The organism is Paenibacillus sp. FSL R7-0179 (assembly GCF_038002265.1).
Taxonomy (GTDB): domain Bacteria; phylum Bacillota; class Bacilli; order Paenibacillales; family Paenibacillaceae; genus Paenibacillus_AQ.
In genome coordinates this window covers 3640098-3663646 of the sequence record NZ_JBBOCC010000001.1, presented here as the reverse complement: position 1 = coordinate 3663646, position 23549 = coordinate 3640098, and the positions used below count along the sequence as shown (strand labels likewise).

The 23549-nt window shown below is 54.4% G+C and carries 19 protein-coding genes, 1 pseudogene and 1 riboswitch; of the genes and pseudogenes, 2 read left to right on the top strand and 18 right to left on the bottom strand.

Annotation, left to right across the window (positions count from 1 at the left end):
• Nucleotides 1-6 precede the first annotated feature (6 nt).
• The 12 genes from MKX63_RS16065 to MKX63_RS16010 form a co-directional block, all read right to left on the bottom strand.
• A complete protein-coding gene (locus MKX63_RS16065) occupies nt 7-678 on the bottom strand; it encodes a nucleoside recognition domain-containing protein (protein ID WP_341018263.1) in 672 nt (223 codons plus the stop codon).
• Between the two features lie 54 nt (nt 679-732).
• Entirely contained in the window at nt 733-2019 is a 1287-nt protein-coding gene (locus tag MKX63_RS16060) for a D-alanyl-D-alanine carboxypeptidase family protein (RefSeq protein WP_341018262.1), read from the bottom strand.
• Between the two features lie 191 nt (nt 2020-2210).
• The gene (gene ytfJ / locus MKX63_RS16055) at nt 2211-2705 is read right to left on the bottom strand and encodes a GerW family sporulation protein (RefSeq protein WP_341018261.1); all 495 of its coding nucleotides are present in this window, start codon (nt 2703-2705) and stop codon (nt 2211-2213) included.
• An 80-nt stretch (nt 2706-2785) separates the two neighbouring features.
• Nucleotides 2786-3484: a DUF2953 domain-containing protein gene (locus MKX63_RS16050; protein WP_341018260.1), complete on the bottom strand. Its 699-nt coding sequence runs from the start codon at nt 3482-3484 to the stop codon at nt 2786-2788.
• A 174-nt stretch (nt 3485-3658) separates the two neighbouring features.
• Nucleotides 3659-4255, bottom strand: a complete 597-nt coding sequence (scpB, locus tag MKX63_RS16045) for an SMC-Scp complex subunit ScpB (protein ID WP_036698207.1) — start codon at nt 4253-4255, stop codon at nt 3659-3661.
• Nucleotides 4224-5015 (bottom strand): segregation and condensation protein A, encoded by a 792-nt coding sequence (locus MKX63_RS16040; protein ID WP_341018259.1) that lies wholly within the window; start codon nt 5013-5015, stop codon nt 4224-4226. Before MKX63_RS16040 ends, scpB begins: the two co-directional genes overlap by 32 nt.
• 133 nt (nt 5016-5148) lie before the next feature.
• The gene (gene ribH, locus MKX63_RS16035; RefSeq protein WP_036727378.1) at nt 5149-5616 is read right to left on the bottom strand and encodes a 6,7-dimethyl-8-ribityllumazine synthase; all 468 of its coding nucleotides are present in this window, start codon (nt 5614-5616) and stop codon (nt 5149-5151) included.
• Nucleotides 5617-5658: 42 nt separating this feature from the next.
• Complete coding sequence (locus MKX63_RS16030) at nt 5659-6912, bottom strand: bifunctional 3,4-dihydroxy-2-butanone-4-phosphate synthase/GTP cyclohydrolase II (protein ID WP_341018258.1); 1254 nt, start codon at nt 6910-6912, stop codon at nt 5659-5661.
• Between the two features lie 63 nt (nt 6913-6975).
• On the bottom strand, nt 6976-7644 hold the full coding sequence (ribE, locus tag MKX63_RS16025) for a riboflavin synthase (RefSeq protein ID WP_341018257.1): 669 nt from the start codon (nt 7642-7644) through the stop codon (nt 6976-6978).
• Between the two features lie 26 nt (nt 7645-7670).
• Nucleotides 7671-8777 carry a bifunctional diaminohydroxyphosphoribosylaminopyrimidine deaminase/5-amino-6-(5-phosphoribosylamino)uracil reductase RibD gene (ribD, locus tag MKX63_RS16020; RefSeq protein WP_341018256.1) on the bottom strand — a complete coding sequence of 369 codons (1107 nt, stop codon included), beginning with the start codon at nt 8775-8777 and terminating at the stop codon, nt 7671-7673.
• Nucleotides 8778-9000: 223 nt separating this feature from the next.
• A riboswitch (FMN riboswitch) is annotated at nt 9001-9174 on the bottom strand.
• Between the two features lie 117 nt (nt 9175-9291).
• Nucleotides 9292-9693, bottom strand: a complete 402-nt coding sequence (gene mscL / locus MKX63_RS16015) for a large conductance mechanosensitive channel protein MscL (RefSeq protein ID WP_341018255.1) — start codon at nt 9691-9693, stop codon at nt 9292-9294.
• Nucleotides 9694-10202: 509 nt separating this feature from the next.
• A complete protein-coding gene (locus tag MKX63_RS16010) occupies nt 10203-13724 on the bottom strand; it encodes a collagen binding domain-containing protein (protein WP_341018253.1) in 3522 nt (1173 codons plus the stop codon).
• Between the two features lie 280 nt (nt 13725-14004).
• Between MKX63_RS16010 and MKX63_RS16005 the strand changes: the two genes are divergently transcribed.
• Entirely contained in the window at nt 14005-14766 is a 762-nt protein-coding gene (locus MKX63_RS16005; protein WP_341018250.1) for a YwaF family protein, read from the top strand.
• 379 nt (nt 14767-15145) lie between these two features.
• Here MKX63_RS16005 and MKX63_RS16000 read toward each other — a convergent pair whose 3' ends face one another.
• From MKX63_RS16000 to MKX63_RS15980, 5 genes and pseudogenes are all read right to left on the bottom strand, one after another.
• Nucleotides 15146-15577: a peptidylprolyl isomerase gene (locus tag MKX63_RS16000; RefSeq protein WP_036727386.1), complete on the bottom strand. Its 432-nt coding sequence runs from the start codon at nt 15575-15577 to the stop codon at nt 15146-15148.
• A 124-nt stretch (nt 15578-15701) separates the two neighbouring features.
• A complete protein-coding gene (gene lysA, locus MKX63_RS15995) occupies nt 15702-17036 on the bottom strand; it encodes a diaminopimelate decarboxylase (protein WP_341018248.1) in 1335 nt (444 codons plus the stop codon).
• A 192-nt stretch (nt 17037-17228) separates the two neighbouring features.
• Nucleotides 17229-18908, bottom strand: a pseudogene (locus MKX63_RS15990) (spore germination protein); the annotation flags it as partial.
• Nucleotides 18909-19953: 1045 nt separating this feature from the next.
• On the bottom strand, nt 19954-20379 hold the full coding sequence (locus MKX63_RS15985; protein WP_339249408.1) for a stage V sporulation protein AB: 426 nt from the start codon (nt 20377-20379) through the stop codon (nt 19954-19956).
• Complete coding sequence (locus MKX63_RS15980; protein WP_341018247.1) at nt 20376-21041, bottom strand: stage V sporulation protein AA; 666 nt, start codon at nt 21039-21041, stop codon at nt 20376-20378. Before MKX63_RS15980 ends, MKX63_RS15985 begins: the two co-directional genes overlap by 4 nt.
• A gap of 189 nt (nt 21042-21230) precedes the next feature.
• Here MKX63_RS15980 and MKX63_RS15975 point away from each other — a divergent pair, with 189 nt between their 5' ends.
• Entirely contained in the window at nt 21231-22388 is a 1158-nt protein-coding gene (locus MKX63_RS15975; RefSeq protein ID WP_341018245.1) for a hypothetical protein, read from the top strand.
• 148 nt (nt 22389-22536) lie between these two features.
• On the opposite strand, the gene MKX63_RS15970 is transcribed toward MKX63_RS15975, so the two are convergent.
• Nucleotides 22537-23499, bottom strand: coding sequence for a DMT family transporter (locus tag MKX63_RS15970; RefSeq protein WP_341018243.1), 963 nt, complete (start codon nt 23497-23499; stop codon nt 22537-22539).
• Between the last annotated feature and the right edge of the window lie 50 nt (nt 23500-23549).

Here is a 23549-nt window from a genome sequence, read left to right as displayed (position 1 = left end):
GGACGGTCACCCTTTCACCGAAGATTGTGGAAGCGCCCCGCTCCCGTTCGCCGGGCCGCCCCCGGTCTTCAGGACCGGCGGCGGTCCGGGCGGCTTGCGAAGCAGGCTCAGGCGGCGGAACAGCCTGTCCGCAGCAATCGCCGCCAGGGTAGCCACCGCAGTCGCCGCCAGGGTGGTTCCGACGATAGCCGCCGGGTCCGCCGATCCGTAATTCAGCCGGATCGCAATCAGGGTCGCCGGAATCAGGGTGATGCTGGCGGTATTCAGCGCAAGCAGGGTACACATGGCCGGCGTTGCGGTCTCTTTATCCGGGTTCAGCGTCTGCAGCTCCTGCATCGCCTTAATGCCCATGGGAGTAGCCGCATTCCCCAGCCCCAGCAGGTTGGCGCTCATATTGGAGAGAATGTAGCCGATGGCAGGGTGGCCTTTGGGCACATCCGGGAACAGAAAAGAGACGACCGGACCCAGCACTCTGGAGATTTTTTTCAGCAGGTCGGCATCCTCCGCAATCCGCATAATGCCCAGCCAGAACACCAGCACACTGATCAGCCCGAAGCTGACGGTCACCCCGCTCTTCGCACCATCGAATACAGCGGCGGTGAATTCATTCATCCGTCCGTTAACTGCGGCAAAGCCAAACCCGATCAGAATCATCCCCAGCCAGATTCCATTTAACATAGGTATCCCCTCCCCCGCTTCATTCTTTATACTTTGTCTTGCAGAATCGTTTCCCTATTCCCCCGTGAGGAACAACGCCCGCAGCGCACTGCCGAAGGCCTGCAGCCAGTTGCCCGCCGGGTAGGCAGAGGCACTCGCAGCGTTATATTTTTTCACATACGGCGTGGTCTCCGGCGGGAGCTGGCCAGGCTTGTACACCGGAACCCGGCCGATCTCCTGCTCTCCCAGCTGTAAAATAATCACACCCCTGAGCCCGAAGTTAACATCGCCCTCACTCCCGCTGGCATTCACAGCTGCCCTGCCCGCACCTGCACTTACACTGAAGCCTGCACCTGTTGTACTTCCCGTACCCGCAGCATTGCCATCCGCAGAAGCCTGCGGAGCTGCACTAAGCACCAGTTTGTTGACGAGCCTTGCTTCCTCCCCCTGACCCAGCGGATAGGCGAAGGCCTTGCCGGTCACCAGACTGTAGCCTTTGACGGCCTCGCCCCGCTCGACCAGCGTCTTCAGCGGATAGTGGTTGAAGCCGAAGTCCAGCAGCGAGGCGTGGTCATTCCAGTCATTGCCGTCGTTCAGCGTAACCGCCACGAGCTGCTGCCCGTCTCTTGTAGCGGAGCTGACCAGGCAGCGCAGCGCTTTTTTGGTATAACCCGTCTTCACCCCGTCCGCTCCCTCGTAGAGGCGCAGCATCTTATTCTTGTTGCTCCATTTATAGTCCCACTTCTCATAGGGATTGTCCGCCGTCTTCTCTTTGGAGGCTACGATTTCCTTGAACACCGGATTGTGCATCGCATAAGCAGTCAATACAGCCAGATCATTCGCGCTGGAAAAGTGCCCTTCAGCATCTAATCCGTGCGGATTGGCAAAATGGGTGTTTTTCAAATTCAGCTCCTGCGCCTTGGCGTTCATCAGGTAGACAAACCCCTGCTCCGAACCGCCGACATGCTCGGCGATTGCCGTTGCCGCATCGTTGCCGGAGCGCAGCATCAGTCCGTACAGCATATCCTTCAGCGTCATTTCCTCGCCCAGCTTCAGGTACAGGGAGGAGCCCTCCTTGGCAAAAGCATTTTTGCCGACCTTGACCTTCGACGTAATATCGCCGTTCTCTATCGCCACAAGGGCGGTCATAATTTTGGTCAGACTGGCAATCAGCATCGGTTCATCCCCGCGGCTGCTGTACAGAATTCTTCCGGATGTCACATCAATCAGCGCCGCCGCCCTGGCATGGGTAGAGATAGAAAGGTTCTCTGCCCGGATGGCAGACACCGGCACCAGCGCAAGCAGCAGCATACTCAACAGTAAGGACAGCATAGATTTTCGGGTTAATGTCTTCATGTTCATCCTCCGGCTTCTTATCCGTTCCTTACGCAACGGTTCATCAGTCTTGCCTGGTTGTACAAGTGTATGCGGGGCATGGGGCAGGTATGTCCGATCCTCTTTCATCCGGCAAGTGGAAACAGCTCCAAAAAAGGGATACCACCTTCTAAGGTGATATCCCTGACCATCCATACTTTTCTTGAGTTCGCTGTATCCTAATGTGCTGACGAATGGTCGGACGAGCCGGACCCGGTCTCCACAACGGTTTTGGTTACCCTGGAGCCGGGAATGTCCGAAGCTTCCGGAACCATGCCGGGCTGGAACATATTCTGAATTTTGTCGAGCAGGTTAGGCGTGGCATCAATAATTTTCTCGAACAGGTGGGTCTGATTATCCAGCGGCACAATATGTACCCCTTCCCTGCCAACGACCAGAAAAGCGATTGGACGAATAGACACGCCGCCCCCGCTCCCGCCCCCGAATGGAAGCATTTTGACGCCGGACCCGCTGCTGTTCACGCCCGGACCGTCGTCCTCCACCCTGAAATCACTGCCGCCTGCTGCGAAGCCGAACGTCACCTTGCTAATCGGCAGAATGACGGTACCATCGGGCGTTTCAACAGGATCCCCAACAATTGTATTTACATCAACCATGCCTTTAATATTTTCCATTGCGGTCTGCATGAGACCTTGAATCGGATGATCTGACATTGTTTGTCTCCTCCTCGGGTGTATATAAATGTACCTGCAGTATTTATCTTGCCCACTATAGATTGGAGTATGTAGATTATTTAGGAGCGTTCACGTCTGAGCAATTTCTTCCACCGCTCCAGACCGCCTTTCACCTTCGACACGCGGCGCAGCAGCAGAAGCCCTGCATAGAGTGCATAACCGGCGGACAGCTTGCCGCTACAGACGGCTTCCGTTGCAAAGGACGGCTGATCCCGGAAGACAGGGGCCACGAATATTCCCGGCTTATGCACCAGTCTGACCCTGCGGGAGAGCACGCCGATCATCGTCCACTTCAGTCCCCATAAGGCCCCTACCGCCGTAGCGGTCGTTGCAGCCTCCCCCAGTGAGAAGTCCGTGGACCAGTCCAGCTTGGTGATCTGAATATGGGACAGGGTGTCTTTAAGCCATTTTTTCAGACCGCGGGTGGCATGTAAAGCAGTACGAACATCCTTAAGCCATTGCGTTACAGATTCCTTATCGACCTGCCCTTCCTTCTCGCTATCCAGCTTCACCGGTGCAATTCCGCTTTTCTCCACCTTGAGCTTAATCCCCTGTTCGAGGCTCTGGAAGACCAGCGCAGGCACCTCATAATGAATTTTAACAAGGCCATATACAGCTTTGATGTCGAATTCGATGCGGTCATCCTTACCCAGCCTACGCACACGAAAGTGAAAATGAATCGATGACGCCAGAACCAGCAGGAACAGCAGAATAACGAGCAGCAGCAGGATTAAAGGTATTGCCAGCCATAACGTCACACGGTTAACCTCCAAGCAGACTTTAGAATAATAAACATGGAGCCTCTGGATTAGTATGGCAATTACGGCTGGATAACATTCGGTGATCTCGCAAACTTCTCCATTTTTTACGAAAAAATGCCGCTGCCCCCGAAGGGACAACGGCATCTCTATCACAGCGGCAGGCCGCTGCAGTTATTCTACCTCATCAAAGGTCATCTGGCTGTCCAGCTTGCTGAACAGCAGCTGGGTCTCCTCTTCCAGACCCTCGGAGGTATCGAAGCTCGACGGCTCCGGCAGCTCCTTCAGGCTGGCCAACCCGAAGCTGTCCAGGAAGGACTTGGTGGTGCCGTACAGAATCGGACGCCCGACAGCCTCCGCCCGGCCCACCTCGTGGATCAGATCCTTGTTGCCCAGCGTGTGGATGGCCCGTTCGGATTTGACACCCCGGATCTCCTCGATCTCCACTCTCGTGATCGGCTGCCGGTAAGCCACAATCGCGAGTGTCTCCAGCGCCGCCTGGGACAGGGAGGATCTGGAGGGCGAATACGCCAGCCGCTCGAAATACTGTGCATGCTCCGGGAGTGTCGCCAGCCGGTAATTTCCGGCAATCTGGACCACCTGAAGACCCCGGCTCTGCGAGTGGTAGTCTTCTTTTAAATCATCCAGCGCTCTTGTCGCCAGATCGGGCCGCTGCTCGGTAATCTCGGCAATCTGCCGGACCGACAGGCCTTCATCCCCCGAGAGAAACAGCAGGCCTTCAATAATCGATTTCAGCGTGTTGTAGTCCACTGACATCCTCTCCCCCTCTCCACTCCATAACAATATCCTCAAATAATTTCTCCTGGTAGCAATAAATGGCCTTCATCTTCATCAGCTCCAGAATCGCCAGGAAGGTGGTGACAATCTCATGCCGGTCCATCTCCTCATGCAGCAGGGACGAGAACCGCATTCTGCCGCCGATCCCTTTGCGCTGGAGCGCTTCGGATACATCACGGATGCGGTCTTTTACCGAGATCTCATCCCTGGTAATCCGCTGGTACGAGGTGCGCCGGGCAGCCTTGCTAAGCGCCTTGCGGAACGCAGCGATCAGATCGGCGGTGTGCAGACCCTTCAGTGTATTGTCCGTCTGCGCAGGAACGAAGGGGCCGAGATCCTCAGGCTCCTTCGTAAAAATCAGGCTGCGCTCGCTCTCCATATCCAGCAGCTGCACCGCGATGCTCTTGAACTTACGGTATTCAATCAGACGCTGCACCAGCTCCGCGCGCGGATCATAGCCGTCATCTTCGTAATAATCGAAGTCCTCGAACTCAATAACGGGCGGCTTCGGCAGCAGCATCTTGCTCTTAATCGACAGGAGCGTGGCAGCCATCACCAGAAATTCACTGGTGATATCCAGCTCCAGCTCCTTCATTCCCTGTAGGAATTCCATATACTGCTCGGTGATCTCGCTGACCGGAATGTCCTGGATGTCGATTTCCGCCTTGTCAATCAGATGCAAGAGCAGATCGAGCGGACCTTCGAACGTCTCCAGCTTGTACAATACAGTCACGCGGTTTCCTCCAGCCCAAAAAAAGTAAAGTGCAGCGCCGCAAGGACGCTACACAAGTAGAAAGATCTATGTTCATGCTTTCTTCTCATACCTATAAATAAGCACGATTTACGCTCTTTCGTCAAGAGGTGGTTTATTTGAACAGCTTATTCAGGTTAGCCATCTCGATAGCGGCAGTCGCTGCATCCCAGCCTTTATTGCCGGCTTTGGTCCCGGAACGCTCAATGGCCTGTTCAATATTCTCCGTTGTAACCACACCGAAAATGGTTGGAACACCGGTCTTAAGGTTAATCGCCGCCACGCCCTTGGCCACCTCGTTGCACACATAATCATAGTGCGTTGTAGATCCGCGAATGACTGTGCCCAGCGTGATGACGGCGTCGTATTTGCCGCTTTCAGCCATTTTTTGGGCGATCAGCGGAATTTCGAATACGCCCGGTACCCAGGCCACATCCACTTCATCATCGGCGACGCCATGGCGCTTGAAGGCATCGAGTGCCCCGGAGAGCAGCTTGCTGGTAATGAACTCATTGAAACGTCCTACAACCACCCCATATTTCAAGCCCTCAGATACTAAATGTCCTTCAAAATAATTCGGCATGCTACTCATCAACCCTTCGTGTATAGGATAGGTAATCTATGATTAAATTTTGGTATTCTCATTCTGTTCGATCTTGTCAAAATTCAGCAGATGCCCAAGCTTCGCCTGCTTTGTATGAAGATAATTGGTATTGTCCTTATTCTCCGGCATCTGGATCGCTACGCGCTCCACCACCTCAAGTCCGTAGCCTTCCAGCCCCTTGATCTTGCGCGGATTGTTGGTCAGCAGCCGGATCTGCCGGATGCCGAGATCCTTAAGAATCTGTGCCCCGATGCCATAATCCCGCAAATCCGCCGCGAAGCCCAGCTTCAGGTTGGCATCCACAGTATCCAGCCCTTCTTCCTGCAGCTTATAGGCACGCAGCTTGTTGATCAGGCCAATGCCCCGGCCCTCCTGGCGCATATAGAGGAGAACGCCCCGGCCGGCTTCTTCAATCTGGTGCAGTGCCGCTTCGAACTGCGGACCGCAGTCGCAGCGGTGCGAATGGAACACATCGCCGGTCAGGCACTCGGAATGCACACGCACAAGCACCGGCTCATCCCCGGAGATATCACCTTTAACCAGGGCAACATGCTCCTTGTCGTCTACCTCGTTCGTATAGGCGATGGTCTGGAAATCACCGAAATCCGTCGGCAGATTCACCGCTACCTCACGGGTAACCAGATGCTCCTTCTCATTACGGTAGTGAATAAGGTCCTTGATGCTGATCAGCTTAAGATCATGCTTCTTGGAGATTTCAATCAAATCAGGCAGGCGGGCCATTGTACCATCCACCTTCACCACTTCGCAGATGACGCCTGCCGGGTAAGCCCCGCACATGCGGGCCAGATCGACAGCAGCCTCCGTATGCCCGGAACGCCGCAGGACTCCGCCCTTCTTGGCGATCAGCGGGAACATATGCCCCGGTCTGCGGAAGTCGGCCGGCTTGGCCTTGGGGTCCAGCATGGCCTTAATCGTCTGGGAGCGTTCACCAGCCGAGATGCCAGTCGTTGTATCCGCGTGGTCAATGGATACCGTGAACGCCGTACCATGGTTATCGGTATTCTGGGATACCATCGGGTGCAGGTCCAGCTCCTCTGCACGCTCCGCTGTGATCGGTACGCAGACCAGGCCGCGTCCTTCGGTAATCATGAAGTTAATCACTTCCGGAGTAGCCCGTTCCGCCAGAGCAACGAAGTCTCCTTCATTCTCGCGGTCCTCATCATCTACAACGATAACGACCTTACCGCGCATTAAGTCATAAATCGCATCTTCAATCGGGTCTAGAACGCTGTCTTTATCAGCTTGCTGGCTCATACTACTGTCCTCCTAATGGCTATGCGCCCTGCCTGACGGCCTGCCGCATGCCTGATCTATAGATTATACAAACCCGTTGGCCGCCAAAAAATCATGGCTGATCTTCGAGCTTCCTCCATCCTCTTCATTGCCCGCGCGTGAACCGTAATGGAGCAGATGGTCCACGTATTTACCGAGCACATCACATTCGATATTCACCCGGTCTCCCGCCCGCTTGTGGGCCAGCACCGTCTCTCCCAGCGTGTGCGGTATAATCGATACGGTGAAGGTTGCGGCTTCCGTCTTCACAACCGTAAGGCTGATGCCGTCTATCGTAATGGAGCCTTTGGGAATGATGAATTTGAACAGAGATTTGCGGTCCGGGGCAATCTCGAACACCACTGCATTCTGATCGCGCCTGACGCTGCGAATCTCACCGGTTCCATCCACATGCCCTTGGACAATATGCCCTCCGAAGCGTCCTCCGGCAGCCATGGCGCGTTCCAGATTCATTTTGGACCCGGTGCGCAGCTCCTTGAGCGTACTGTTGCGGTAGGTCTCGGGCATCACGTCAACGGTGAAATGCTGGCCCCCGAGTGAGGTTGCCGTGAGGCAGACTCCATTGACCGCCACACTGTCGCCGATCTTGAGATCTCCCATAATGAGCGAGGCGCCAATATTCAGCACCATCATTTCCCCACCGCTGGTAACGCTGCGCAGAACTCCTACCTCTTCAATCAAACCGGTAAACATACCATCCCTCCTTCCTGAATGTTCGGTTAATGCTGAGGAACCGGGGTGCCGCTGATACACACATTATCCCCGAGCACCTCCACTTCCAATCCTTCAAGCTGGATGGCATCACGCATCAGCTCCACACCTCCGAAGTCGAAGGTCCCCGCTGCTTCCGCGCCGCCGCCGACAATCTTGGGCGCGAAGAAGAGGACCACCCGGTCAACCAATCCTTCCGCAAGCATCGCCCCATTCAGCATCCCGCCGCCTTCCAGCAGAATAGACCCAATCTCCATTGCACCGAGCGCAGCCATTGCCGCCTGCAGATCCACACGCGGACCTCTGCCCGCAGCAACGACCTCTACCCCTGCAGCCTGCAGTGCTGCTCTGCGGTCAGGATCAGCTGCCTCTGTCGTCACGACCACCGTAGGCGCGAGGCCATCCTTGACCACCGCGCTGTCCATTGGAAGGCGCAGCGAGGAATCGATGATAATCCGCAGCGGATTCCGTCCGGGCACATCCAGTCTGGTCGTCAGCGAAGGGTTATCGGCAATCACCGTATTCACCCCGACCATAATCCCCTGATGGCGGTGACGCAGGGTATGTACGATCTCCCGTGCCTCAGCATTCGAGATCCACTTGCTGTCTCCGGTCCGGGTGGCGATTTTGCCGTCCAGTGTGCTTGCGCTCTTAAGGGTTACGAACGGCTGCTTCGTCAAAATATACTTGATGAACTTCTCATTCAGCCGCAGCGCCCGGCCCCGCAGGAGGCCTACTTCAACATCAATCCCCTGGTCGCGCAGCATCGCAATTCCCCGGCCCGCCACCTGAGGGTTGGGGTCCTCACAGGCAACAACCACTCTCGCCACCCCTTCGTCAATCAGACGCTGGCTGCAAGGAGGGGTAATGCCGTAATGGCTGCAAGGCTCCAGCGTAACATAGGCCGTACTGCCTTGTGCTTTACCGGCTGCCATATTAAGCGCATGCACCTCGGCGTGTCCGGTCCCGCGCTGCAGATGGGTTCCAATCCCGATCATGGCGCCGTCCTTCACGACTACGCAGCCGACCACAGGATTAATTCCGGTCTGTCCCTGTGCCCGCTCCGCCATATCCAGCGCAAGGGACATGTAAAACTCATCGTTCATCTTATCCATGTCTTGCCTCCTATCCCAAGGCTGTAGTCTTCATGTGTACCAAACCATAAACAGAAAAACCCGTCTCAATCTCCAGGAGGAGTTCAAGACGGGATATACGAGAGGTAATCACAGCAAAGAATATATGCGTAAATAAACGCCGGACCTCCACCATTGTGAAAGTTCGCACATAATATCCGAAAACATTGCTGCTTGGCCGCCTGCTGCAAGCGCGGCGCGTGAATCTCTCCTTCTTCCATCCAGACTATACTGTCGGTCCCGGAATTACACCGGGTCCACCGTCCGTATCATTATCATACGAAGCGGGTAGCGGACTAAGCATCAGAAGCGGCAATTATAAGCCAGCTCCAACAGCATCACCGCCGGTAGGGAATCACACCCTGCCCTGAAGGATTGATCTATTCAGTTCAATACCAAGTTACGCCTACAACAAAATTATCACTTCACTGCGGGAAATGCAAGTGTGCTTCGGAAATTTACTATATTTATGTAACTTAATTCCCTATCATACCTGTCAAATGCCTGTCTCACGCTGCTTGTCCGCTCTCAGCAGATCACGGATTTCCGTCAGCAGGACCACATCCGGTGCCGGAGCAGGTGTCTCCACAACCTCAACCTTGACGGTCTCCTTACGTCTGAACCGGGTACTCAGCTTCACCACCATGAAGATGGAGAAAGAAATAATGAAGAAGTCGACTACGGTCTGGAGGAACATGCCGTATTTTACTTCCGCTTCACCACTGCCGAAGCTTAGCCCCTTCAGATCAATACCTCCGCTGATCAGACCGATAAGCGGCATAATGATGTCTCCTACCAGCGAGGTGACAATTTTGCCGAATGCCGCACCAATGATTACGGCCACCGCCAGATCAAGTACATTGCCTTTCATAGCGAAGCTTTTGAATTCCTTCCACATGACGAACCATCCCTCCGAAACTTTGAATTTGAAATTATTATAGCATTTATAGCAATGCGTATAGCAAGATGCAAGTTGAAAAATGTATAAACGGTAGATGGTTTCCGATACAGCCAATTTATATTCGGAGTAGGATTAACGTGTGCACTTGGATGGACGCTCCGCAAACGGACCGTTGTTCCAATCGCTGTGGTCTCCAGATTTTTTTTATTCCCCTGAGCGGTGAAAATCCGGAGACCAAGGCGACCGCTAACGCTTTTACACAATCGGTCCGTCCGCTCCGCTGTTTAAGCGGGATGCGAAATACCAATTGCCCGAGTGAGCGAATGAAGTGCATAAGTATACTTGATTTCATCAGAAATGAGCAAAAAGAGCGGTCCTCCAATAAGGGAGAAACGCTCCTTTTTTCATATTCAGCTTCGAGAAGATATAGGTTTTGATGCCACCTATAGAATATTTACTTTTGGCACAGCCCCTGCTGTAGCCCTATTCTGCTGCTCTACTTCAGCCTAATCCTGCTTGCGTGTTCTGCGGAATACCCGGCTGAGGATGAGGCCGCCCACGATCAGGCCAGCACCCGTCAGGTAGATAGGCAGCGGGCTGCTCTCTCCGGTCTGCGGCAGTCTGCCGCTGCCGTCGTTTGTACCCGAGACCGTTCCCTGCGGAACCTCCTCGTCTTCAACATCTACCTCCGGATTGCCCAGCGGGATATTATCGTCGATTGGCGTCACCACTTCAGGTGCTGCCGGTGCTGGAGTCACCGTTGGTGCTGGTGCAGAAGGCTGCGGTGTTCCCGGCAAGCCTGGTCCTGCAGGAATCTGCGAATCATCGATAATGACCCCTGGTTCGAATGTTCCCGCTGGTGTGGGCACCGGAGTAAATACCGGTCCTCCAGCAGGCGTTGTCGGAACAGGTGTAGCCTCTGGCCCCGTAGAATCTGTAGGAACTGCCGTTGGAACTGTAGTAGGGACTGTAGTCGGAATTGTGGTCTCTACTGGTGTCTCAGTCGGCACCGGAGTTACAGTCGGCGTTGGTGTCTCAGTCGGTACTGGAGTCACTGTCGGCGTTGGCTGCTCCGCCAGCTTATTATACAAGGTAACATTCAGCACGGCCGATGAGCCGATCGTCACCGGATGCTCGGTGGAATCAAGCACATAGCCTTGCGGTGCAACCGTTTCAATCAGGACATAGCTGCCCAGCCACAGATTGTTGAACGCGGCGATGCCTGCTGCATCTGTGGTGCGGGTATTCACCAGCACCCGGTCGCTTCCGTTCAGGCGGTATAGCTCATAGGTAGCTCCCGCCAGCGGTTTTGCAACATTCCCCGCTTCCAGCTTGAAGACATTGAGCGTCCCTCTGACGCCGCTGCCTGTTCCCGAACCACTGGATACTCCCACGATAATCTCCTTGGTTGTTTCCTTGGTGATAAGCTTAACGTTATTGCCGGTGAAGCTTACAGAGTTAACCAGCTTATCGCCAGTGTTCGCAACGATCAGCGACTGATATTCCAGTACATAAGCGGAATGGATGTCACCAGGGAAGCTTAAGACGAAGGACTGGCGGCCCTGTGCATCGGCGCTGATCGTTAAGGTGTAATCGGTATCCTTCTGAAGTGCAGGACCGCTCTTCGTGACTTCGCCGTTCACGGCCGTAACCGTACGGTAGAGCTGGAAGCTGTCCGGCAGCAGGCTCTGATTGGTGCTTGGCACATCGGTGATCACCGCATCTTTTACATGGGATTGGGTCCGGTTGATCGCAATGGTCCAGTTCAGCTTATCTCCATTCTGCGCGCCGTCTTTGAACACATATTCATTCCCGTGCGGGATATCTACCCTGGCATTTAAATCCTCGGAGACCTTCATGGTGCCATCCAGCAGCTTGGCTGTATTGAGAACCTTGGTTCCAATTAGCTGTCCGGCCAGGCTGGTTTTGAATACGATATAATAAGGCGAATTAATGGCTTTGTCAAAATCAACCCTCAGCTCATTACCGCTTCCCACGCTATAGCTGAACTCAGTACCGTCCACTTCAGCGCCCAAGCTATGTTGTCCATCCTTGGCAATATTCATTTTGTATACCTTAAGTGAGCCGGGTACCAGAGACTGTCCGTCACCCAGTACATCCGTCACTACAGGATCGGCAATGAATTTGCTGTTGTAATTGACGCCTACGGTCCAAGTCAGTTCTTTGGCCGAAGCATCGTACGCCCCGGATTTGAACCCGTTGGTCTTCACCTCTAAATTAGGAATAAACTTCCCGCTGGCTTCTGTCCATTGTGGCTTGTTCTGGCTGTCCTTCCAGTCAATCCGGGCCACGTTGATGAAATCATCCGTATTTCCGGTAAGCCAGTCATTGCTGAATTCCGTCTGATAACTAATGGTATGAGTACCTGTAACGGGTGAATTGAATTTCACCTTGAAGCCTTCATTCGGCTGAGCCGGAGAATTCACAATCAGAGTATAAGCCGATGAAGGGATCACTGTGCCGGATAGCGTACGGACCACCAGAGAACCTGAGATGTATTTCTGTCCTCCCTGCGGAAAGCTGTCGGTAACCACCACTTCGTTCATTGGATAATTGTCACCGTTGAATGTGATTTTCCAGTCAGTTGTGTGTTTGTTGTAATCCACCCCGGACAGATTCTTATAGATAATGATCGGCCGGATCAGTTGAGTAGCATTGCTGCTATAGGTGCTGTCAGTGACAGTGTTGGTGATCTTCGTATCTTTAAACACACGGTCTGCGGCTTTGGTCGTGTATTCGATCAGATAAGCCGATTTCACTGTATGCTTGAACTCCAGTCGGAATCCGTTGCCGGATTCGATGCTGACTGGCGTTACTGTGTAATCACTGCCTGCATTAAGAGCCGTGCCCTTTGCAGCTTCTCCGGCTGCATTCAGAGTAACCGGATAGATCCGCACCGTGTTCTCCAGGAGCACCTGGGAGCTGTTGAACACATCTGTCAACACCGCGTTCTCCGGGGAGATCGTCCGGTTATTGTAATTGTATTCGATAGCCCAGTTGATGGTCTGGGTGCCCCAGTCATAACGGACGGCTTTTTTGTTAAGGCTGCCTCCGCGTTCAATGACCACTGTATCCGAAGCACTTACCGGGTCACGGCCGTTCCCTGTGAAGGTAGCTGTGTTGGTGAAGGTGGACAAGTTGTCGCTTACGACCTGCGTTGTATACGCGATACGGTATGCCCCGGTAATCACAGGGTCGGTGAACTGAAGCTTCAGCATCCCGCCGGAGACATCCGCTGTATATTTGCTGCTGTCTACCAGTTGCCCTTGTGTAACCGTGCCGTCTAGCTGAACATTCAGCTGATAGACTGCAAGTGAAACCGTACTGTCCAGTGCCAGCCCGGCAGGAACCGGGTCGGTCACAGCCGCGCCGCTTACCGGCTCCAGTCTCTTGTTCACATCAACAGTCCAGTCAATATGATCGGCGTTGAAGCCGCTGGAGATTCCCTTCTTGGTAATTGTCGAGCCTACAGTAGGCTTGAACGATACCGTAACCGTCTGGACCCCGCCGTTCACCGGGAATAGAATCTGCTGGACGGTGCTGCCGCTGATCACTTTTTTGTCAAATTGGGTATTAATACGTAAGGTTCCCTGCACATTGGCATGACTCTCGATATAATCGTTAAACGTCATCACTACCTGATGAGTAGCCTGGCTGACTGTAAATGTGCCTACCGTCCCATCGTCCGATTCCAGCCCGCCTTGAATGTCATTGAAGAGCTGGAACTGCTCGGGAAGCTGGAAAGTGAAGCTGTCTCCCTGGCTATAGCCGTGGCTGTTAGGAAGCGACCAGGTATAGTCCAGCTTCACGGTGGAGTCTACATCATACACACTGCCTGTCACCGTCTGCCCATCCGGACCATATACCGCCATGGATACGCTGGTAATAATGTCCCGGTCCTGCTGGGTGGCCGCTGCTGTAGCCTGCCGGGTGAAGCCCAGTCCTGAGACCATTTGCACAAATAACAGGACCAGAACCACTGCCAGGCTTGTTCTTTTTTTCACCATTTCCCAAAAGCCCCCGTTCTTTCGATTGAATGATTTGAAGCATACTGCTAAAAAGATGGCTGCTGCACGCACCGGTAAGGACACACTCCACCTGAAGTTTCGTTATGTATACGGGCTAAGAGTCCATCTTATGTAAATAAACTAGTAAACCTGACTTTTCTGCCCACTACAGACGATATATACTTATATCACCTAAGAGTAGAACTTTAGAATCAGAAATGGTTAAAATTAAAGAAATTATTATGTGACTCCTATTTCAGGATTCAAGGAGAGATTCCAAGTGAACCGAACTTTATTCTGGGACCGTGCGCGTGACAGCGATTTCGTCATGCTTTCCGTCTCCCATCTCGTTGCCCTGGCTATTATTGCCCTATGCTGCCTGGCGCTCTTTGGAGCCCGCTTCGCCCTGCGCAGCCGGTCCGGCCTGCGGTTAGGCGTACGCCTGCTGCTGATCCTGCTGCTGGCCGCTTCCGAGGGGGGCCTGCATGTCTGGTATCTGTCCCATGACAGCTGGAGCCGCAGCTCCTCCCTGCCGCTGGAACTATGCGGAATCACCCTGCTTCTGTCGATCGTGATGCTGCTCACACGCAGCAGGCTGCTGTACAGCTTTCTGTATTTTGCCGGAATCGGCGGTGCATTCATCGCCCTGCTTACACCTAACCTGGTCTATCCGTTTCCGCATTTCCGCTTCCTGCTGTTCTTCATCGCCCACGGGTCGATCATACTTGCATCCCTGTACATGACCTGGGTCGAAGGATATAAGCCCACTTGGCGCTCACTGTTCTTCACCATGCTCTGCCTGAACCTTGTCGCTGCGTGTGTATACGCCGCCAATATGCTGCTGGACTCCAACTATATGTTCCTGATGCACAAGCCCAGCACGTTCTCGGTACTGGACTATTTCGGCCCTTATCCCTACTATCTGCTGGTTGAAGAAGGCTTTGCCTTCGTCATCTTCCTCCTGATGTTCCTGATCTTCTTCAAGCTGCCGGAGCTGTACACGAACCGCCGCGCCGCAACCAGCCGGAAACTGGGCAGGTAAATTCAGGGGAGGAGAATGAGGGGCATTAATGCCCCTCATTCCCGCCTAGCGCCGATATCTGCAAGTTCAGGAGCATGCTAGTTGGACAAACGCAGCTTGTTTCGGATGGTTTGGAGCCTTCGAAGAAATTAATTGGATAAACGACATTTAATTTTGCGCTTACCCTCTACTCTGGTCTATTTGCAGCATTTTAAGTGCTGTTTTTCCACCTGTTGCCTAAAAAGAGTACCTCCGCTCCTGAGTAATTGGAGAAAATCCAACTGTTATGTACAATTCACCGTACGGCAAAAAGCACCCGGCTGGATAACCCAGCCGGGTGCTTCGGCGATGCCCTAGGAAGAGGAGGACCTCCCCCTAAAGCGTCTATGGAGTGCTTGTATTAAGCTTCAACAATTTCAACGGTCGTCATCTTGTCGCGGCCTTTGAAAGCGTCAACCAGATCCATGCCTTCAACCACTTTACCGAATACTGTGTGTACTCCGTCAAGATGCGGCTGTGGAGCATAAGCGATATAGAACTGGCTTCCGCCTGTGTTCTTGCCGGCATGGGCCATAGCCAGGGAGCCGCGCTCGTGCTTGTTCGGGTTGATCTCGCAGTTGATGGTGTAGCCAGGACCGCCGGTGCCTGTTCCGTTCGGGCAGCCGCCTTGTGCTACGAAGCCTGGAATCACGCGGTGGAACAACAATCCGTTGTAGAAGCCGTCTTTTGCCAGCTTCTCAAAGTTTGCTACTGTATTAGGTGCATCCTGGTCGAACAAGTCGATCAGCACGACGCCGCCGTTTTCGAGTGTAATTTTCGCTTGCTTAGCCATATGTAAATGACCCCTTTCGAAATGACAAATGTAGAACACGTTTATTAGTTTACTATGAAACGGGGCACAAAGCAAAGCAAGCGGGAAGTCTTCCCGCCTGCCGCTATAGCACAACCCTTATGTCTTAATTCGTAACAGCCTGTTTGGCAATCCGTGCAGGAACGATATCATTGGCAACAATGTCCTGATGGGACTCACGGCGTACGACCAGATCACTCTGCCCGTTCTGCACGAATACCACCGCCGGACGGCGGATTCGGTTGTAGTTGCTGGCCATGGAGTAATTGTAGGCTCCTGTGCAGGCCACAGCCAGCAGATCGCCGCTCTCCACCTTAGGGAGCTCAACATCCCAGATCAGCATATCGCCGCTTTCGCAGCATTTGCCGGCGATGGATACCTTCTCCACGTTAGGCTCAGTCGCACGGCTTGCCAGCAGTGCTTCGTACTTGGATTCATACAAGGCCGGACGCGGATTATCTGTCATGCCGCCGTCAACGGCTACATATTTGCGCACACCAGGAATTTCCTTGCTGGTTCCAACTGTGTACAGGGTCGTACCGGCATCCCCCACGATGCTGCGGCCCGGCTCCACCCAGATCTGCGGCAGCGAATCGTTAATGCCGGTGAAGTGCGTCTTCACTGCATCTGTGATCGCTGCAACGTATTCGGAGACGAGGAGCGGCGTATCGCCTTCCACATAACGGATTCCGAAGCCTCCGCCCAGGTTGACTACAGGGAAGGAGATTCCCAGCTCATCCTTGACGGTACGGGTGAACTCAGCGATCCGTTCAACGGCAAGCTGGAAGCCCTCAGTCTCAAAAATCTGCGACCCGATATGCGAATGCACGCCGAGCAGATTCAGATTAGATAGGCTATCAGCCAGGCTAACCGCTTCACGGGCTGAGCCGTTTCCGATATCGAAGCCGAATTTGGAGTCGGTCTGTCCTGTGGAAGCATAGGCATGATGGGCATGGGCTTCAACCCCAGGCGTGACGCGCAGCAGAATATTAACCGTCACTTCTCTGCGGGCGGCAATGGACTGAAGCAGACGAAGCTCCACCAGATTGTCGGCGACAAAGCAGCCAATTCCTGCATCGATCGCCATCTCGATCTCATCCGGTGTCTTATTATTGCCGTGGAAATGAATGCGTTCCGCCGGGAAACCGGCTTGCAGCGCAGTATACAGCTCACCATCGGAGACCACATCCAGCGACAGTCCTTCCTCATCTGCAAGCCGGCACATCGCCATCGTCGAGAACGCCTTGCTGGCATAAGCCACCTGGAACCCGAGACCGGAAGCTGTGAACGCCTCCATGTACTCGCGGCAGCGTTGGCGGACCAATTGCTCGTCCACTATATATAGCGGTGTTCCATACTCCGCCTTCAATTCGGTTACATCACATCCACCGATCTCCAAATGCCCTGCATCATTGATTCGGCTCGTCCCGTGTAAAAACATTGCGCAGTCCTCCAATTTCTGTGGAATCATCCGTTCCACCCTGTCTAGTATATGATTTGGGGCCCCGATGCGTTCCTGAAACAGATGCTCAGAATACAAATCCGGCTTATTGCGGGGCTGTTCAGTATATTCAGTATAACAGACAGAGGGAACACCATTGAATGGACTTTTTTGCAGTTGATTTGTATTTTCCTACGACTTGCGCGGGGCATCCTTATTCTCCGGCATCCGGGTGTTATCTCTTGTTTTGTTGAAGGATGGCCTTGTTTTGGAGCTGAGCACCGGCTGACGCAGGAGGATCTCCGCCATAGCTTTTGCATTAAATGGTATAAACGGCCACATGTATGGAGAGTTATACGAACGGTGTGTGGTCAGCAGCACCACCAGCAGCGTTGTCCCGATCATGAAGCCGGGGATGCCATAAGCAGCCACCGCCAGCAGCAGCGCAAGCCGGACAATCCGGTTGGCCAGCCCCAGCTCGTAGCTCGGCGTTGCAAACATCCCGATGGAGGCCACCGCCATATAGAGCACCACTTCATTGACAAAAAGCCCGGTCTGTACGGCGATATCACCGACCAGAATGGCAGCGATCAGCCCCATCGCGGAGCCGAGCGGAGTGGGTGTATGCACCGCAGCCATCCGCAGAAGATCCACCCCCAGCTCAACGATCAGAAATTGGGCAATAAGCGGGAGATTGGCTGATTTTTGCGGACCGATGAAATCCAGCATGCCGGGTTTGAGCTCCGGATGAAGCACCATCAGCATCCACAGCGGGAGCAGGAACATCGACGCAAAGATCCCGATGAAGCGGACCCAGCGCAGATAGCTGCCCATAAAAGGAGTCTGGCGGTTCTCTTCCGCATGCTGGCAGAGATCAAAAAACGTCGTCGGCAGCACCATGACACTCGGTGAAGTATCGACAAAAACGACCACCCGGCCCTCCAGCAGATGGGAGGCGACAATATCCGGCCGTTCCGAATAACGGACCAGCGGATAGGGGTTCCAACCGCCGCCGACAATAGCCTCCTCCAGCTGCTTGTCTGCCAGGGGAATGCCGTCGAGATTGACGCTTTTCAGCTTGTCGGTAACAGCCTGCACCTGGGTCTTATCCACGATGTCATCAATGTAGGCCAGACAGACATCCGTCCGGGTCCGCCGTCCGATCTGGTGCATCTCCAGCTTCAGCCCCGGGTCGCGGATACGCCTTCTCACCAGGGCCACATTGCTCAGCAGCGTCTCTGTGAAGCCGTCGCGCGCTCCGCGGACCACCCGCTCAATCGACGGTTCATCCGGGCTTCGGGAAGGGTACGAACGGGTATCCATGATGATAGCCTGTGATTCCCCTTCAATGAAGAACGCACTCATGCCGGATAACACTTTGTTGATGCTCTCGCTGAACAGCTCGCCTTTCTCCACCTGAACATGGGGAATGTATTCACTCATGAAGCTGGCGACCACATCGGCCGATACATTTTCAGGGGTCAGATAGGTCAGGCGCTTCAGAATTTCATCGATAATCGTATCCTTGGCGAAGCCGCTGATGCAGAGCAGTGCTGCGCGTTTTCCGCCGAAGGACATTTCCCTGAACACAATATCGAAGGATGAGCCCAGCCCCAGCACCTCGGTCAGTGTATTCTTGGCATCCGCAAGGGATTGCGGGATCTTGTCATTGCCTTGCCAATAGGTAATCGACTGCTCCAGGGAGTCAGAGCGTTCCTCGTCCCTTTTTTGCTGCAGAGGGTCCTTGGGCTTGCTTGCAGAGTCAGCTCCCTGACCGGCTTTGGCCTTCTTGGGGGCTGACTGCTTGGAGGCGGCCTGCTTAGGCTCGGACTGCTGCGGCTGACCAGCTTCCTGACCGTCCTCCTGATCCTCAGACTCTTCATCATCTCCAAATAATCGGGCAAAAAAGCCTTTATGGCTCTTCTCCTGCGTCTGCGCCCCGAGCTCGTCCGAGGTTTCCATCTCCTGTGACTGGCCTCTGCCGTCTTCCTGGGCTCCCTGTTCCGGGCCGGAATCCGCAGCTGCTTCCTCCGGCTGACCGGACTTGCCCAGTTCATCCGCAGCTTCCATATCCTGATTGGATGCATCCATATTACCGGAGCCGTTCCCGGACTGCTCCTCCGGGCCGGCATCGTCACCGAACAGACTGCTGAAGAACCCTTTGATCCCTCCGCCGGACGATTCCTGATCGTCTGCGTTATCGGATGCGGGATCGTCCTCGCTGCTGGCCCCTTCGCTGCTGTCCTCTTTATCTGTAGCCGCTGCATTCTGACCGCCTTCTGTCTTCCCTTCTCCAGACGCAGCTTCTTCCCCGCCAGTATCCGCAGTAACTCCAGATGCAGCGTTTTTACCGCCGCCAGCCTCATCATCGACAGCCGCTGCATTCTGACCGCCTTCTGCCTTCCCTTCTCCAGACGCAGCATCTTCCCCGCCGTCTTCCTCGCCATCGCCAGCTGCTGCATTCCGACCGCCGCTATCCTCCCCGCCGGTATTTGACGGAGCATCCAGGCCCGATGGGCTTTCCTGCCCGCCCTCAATCGGGCGCGTCACCGCGCCCAGCTCCGCCGACGCCTCCAGCTCCTGACCCCCGCCGCTCCGGGACGCTGCCGGTTGCTCGTCCTGCTCTGGCGGCTGCTGCCCAGTCACCGCACCCAGCTCCGCTGACGCCTCCAGCTCCTGACCCCGGCCGCTCCGGGACGCTGCCGGTTGCTCTTCCCGTTCCGGCGGCTGCTGCTTCGTCACCGCGCCCAGCTCCGCCGACGCCTCCAGCTCCTGACCCTTGCTACTCTGGGACGCTGCCGGTTGCTCTGCTTGCTCCGGTGACTTCTGCTCCGTGCTCTGCTCCGCAGAACGGTCTTTCTTTTTATCCGTCTCTACCTGATCACCGCTGTGAATATATCTCACTCCCTAGCCTCCTTTACTGTTGATAGACAAACCAGTCGAACAACGAGCCCGCCACCTTGCCGCATACCATTGCCATTAAGAGACCAAGCAGCAGATGGGTCATATGCAGACGTTTGGCCAGGATCGGCAGGACATTGAGCACCTCAGTCAGAGCCGCAGCCAGCATGCCAATGAATATGCCATTGAACAGGCCGACCCCAAGCTCAATCAGAGGGCCAGCCGCCATTTTCCAGTTCCAGAAGTCACTCACCGTCCCCAATAGGGAACCGCCGACCATCGCTCCCTCATACCAGTGAACCTTGTCATAGGAGGAGGTGAGCTGAGCCAGCCGGGGAATGATATCCAGCACTACGAATAGCGCAATCACCCCGCCGCCCACTGCGATTCCACCGGCAATCCCGAGCAGCAGATGAAGTCCAAGCGACAGCGGTGCCGTCATGCGCCCCCCTCCCGGCTGCCGGGTGCTTCGTCACTGCGGCGTTTCATTTTGCGGTACTCCTCATTGATTACATATTGATCGATATTCTTCTGATACAGGAACATTTCCACCTCAAGGGGGGTCGGCTCCTCGTTCCATTTCTTTTTGAACAGATGATTGAAAAAAATGACCATCCCAAGCCCGATGCCCAGCGAATAGGCAATCTGAAACAGGTAAGGATGCTCGTCCCTGCGGCCGGTCAGCATCTCCACAATCCGGATCTGTACCTCCAGCATGCTGACATCGGCATGGAAATTCATAATCGTCAGCGCCGAGCCGAAGAACAGCAGCAGCCAGACCAGCACGAACAGGGCTATAGAAGGTTTAGCAGCCGTAGACGGACCTTCAATCTGTACAATGGTGCGTCCTTCGCCGATCGGCTGAATGTCCGCATCGGGGTGCATATCCTGAATCCGGGGAATGACAGTCAGCAGATCAATCAGAATCAGATTGCCGTCACTCTCCTTCGGCTGAAGCACAAGCAGTGTATACAGCGGTTCCCGCCACTCTTGCTCAGTGATCAGATAAGCGACATCGCGCAGCAGCACCCCCTTGCCCTTGGGCACCGTCACCCGGTTCTTAAGCTGGATATATACGACTGGAGCCTGGGATTCACTGTTCATCTGCGGGGCCTCCTTAAGCTCAGGTGTGATGCAGTCCTACGGCAAGAATAAGGGTAGTATGGGAAAAAAGGCTTATTTTTACTCTTCCTCTCCGCAATTCATCGTGACTTATGCAGGACCAGCGAAACTTTTCCTGCCTTAGGGCCGTCTATAGTTACAGTTATTTACACAGAAGGGATGGAAATTCATATGAGAAAAGCATTGCACCAATCCTTACGGATGGTTCTCTCTGCATCAATGCTACTGGCATTCGCTGCGCCCCTCACAGCACATGCAGCCGAGAAGATCGAGGTATACGATTCCTATACCAGCAAAAGCAGCAACATACAGCTGTATTCGGTAAGTCAATTGGACGGGAACCAGTTCATCAATGCCGTCATTGCCCGGCAGCCGGATGGGACATTTGCCAAATGGCCGGACGCTTTTCAACATTTCCGGGAGAATAACAGCGGGAACTTGCAGTTAACGGGGATGGACGATCCGGAGCAAGCCTATGTCTACGATACACAGAGCCAGTCCATTGTGCGCAAAAGCGAATACGACCTCTCCCCTGACGGCCGCTGGGGTGTTCTGGAGCGTTCCCGTTATGAACGTCAGCCGGCTGGCTATATCGCAAAATATGGCGATCAGTATCTGAGAAATTCGGCGACCGGTAAGGTATCCGTCTATCATTCTACTCAGCGGTATTACAATGCCCGGTGGATCAACCAGCATACGCTGCTTGAGAGCGGATATAATGAGGCTGCCAAGCAGAATGTGATCAGTACCTACGATCCGTCCACCGGGAAGCGGCAGGAGCTGCTGAAGGGGACCTTGCACAACCTGAACCTGTCGAAGGGACTGCTGCAATATGTCAAAAACGAGCCTAAGCGCCTCCCGTGGATCTATAATCTGAAGGACGGATCGTCAAGGCTGGTCAAGGACACCCGCGAGCTTGAAGTCTTGTTCCCTGCTCCTGCATTCTCCAGACCGGAAGTTACTTTTCCTAAGGATATGCTGCTAAAAGACCTGCCGGTGACGGAGATGCCGATCACCTTAGCCTATGAACACAACCTGAATCTGGACGGCAAAAGTGTGGATGTATCCACCGTTTTCACTAAGGGCGGACAAGAGTGGATACCGGTGAAGCCCCTTGCTGCAGCACTCGGCTGGAAGGTTGAAGTCATGAACCTTAGCGCAACCGGCGACCCTTCCGCGGCTTATATCTACAAAATCACAAACGGCAGCAATCACGCGGTCCTTACGCCTGTGAACAGCTTCAATTCGGCAAGCCGGCTGTATATCGCACCAGCGCAGCTTAAGGAGCTTGGGTACAAGAGCATCAAGGTCACTCCATATCTGAAATAAAATCACTCATGCGGCGCCTCCCTTGCCCCGTGTCTGATATACAACAAAGAGGATGTTCCCGGACGGCGCGGCCGTATTAGGAACATCCTCTTTGACTATGATGCGCTGGGTCCTGGGGTGTATCCCCTCAGACTGGAGCGCTATGAAGTTAATTCTGCTTGGCCGGCTGCAGCTGATCCCGCTGCTGACTGGAGATGAAGAAGAGTGCTGTCCAGATCAGTGCGAAGCCGACAAGCTGCGGCAGGGTTACAAGCTGCTGGTACACTACCCAGTTAATCAGAATCCCGGTCATCGGGAAGCTAAGTTCAGCCAGGGTCGCTACCGAAGCTTTGGTTGTGTTCAGCCCCTTGTAATAGAGCAGCATGCTGAGCAGTCCGGGCAGCAGCGCCTGCAGCAGCAGGTTAACAGCAACTGCCGCTGAGCCGCTGATTCCGCCGCTCATCTGCCACGGGGCGCCTTCCATGCTTGTAATTACGAACAGCAGCGGGAGCGCCAGAATGAAGCGCAGTGAGGTTACTGTCTCATATTTCATCGAGCCCAGCAGATAGCGGCCCATAACTGTAGAGCCGCCCCACAAAGCCGCAGCGCCCAGCGCCATCAGGCTTCCTACACCCATGAAGCTGTTCACATGGCCGAAGGGAATCGTCCAGCCGAAGGTCAGCAGGTACGTCCCGGCCAGGGCAACGATAAGCAGCGGTGCGAAATTGCGCGGCAGGCGTTCTTTTAGAATAACAGCGGCAAGACCAATGGCGAACAAGGGCTGAAGCTTCTGAAGCAGCAGCACGGCATTGAAGTCTCCGCTGGATAAGGCTTTCGTGAACAGAATGGTTGCTACGGCTGAGCCGCCCCAAGATACCACCAGCAGCGCTGCGGCCTGACGCAGACGTACACCCTTCAGCTCTGCGCGGTTACGCCACATGACCGGAGCGGCAACCAGGAAGAGCACAACATGCTCAAGCAGTACAATCTGGGATGAAGTCAGGGATTTCAGCAGGATAATGCGGAACAGCGGGTCAACTCCCCATAAGGCCGCCCCCAGAACCACCAGCCAGAATCCGCTGCGCACCGGTGCGGTACGCAAGCCTTGGGATGAAGCAGATACATTACTCATCTTTCATTCTCCTTGTCGATACAAACCCTCGATAGAGACCAAAAACCCCC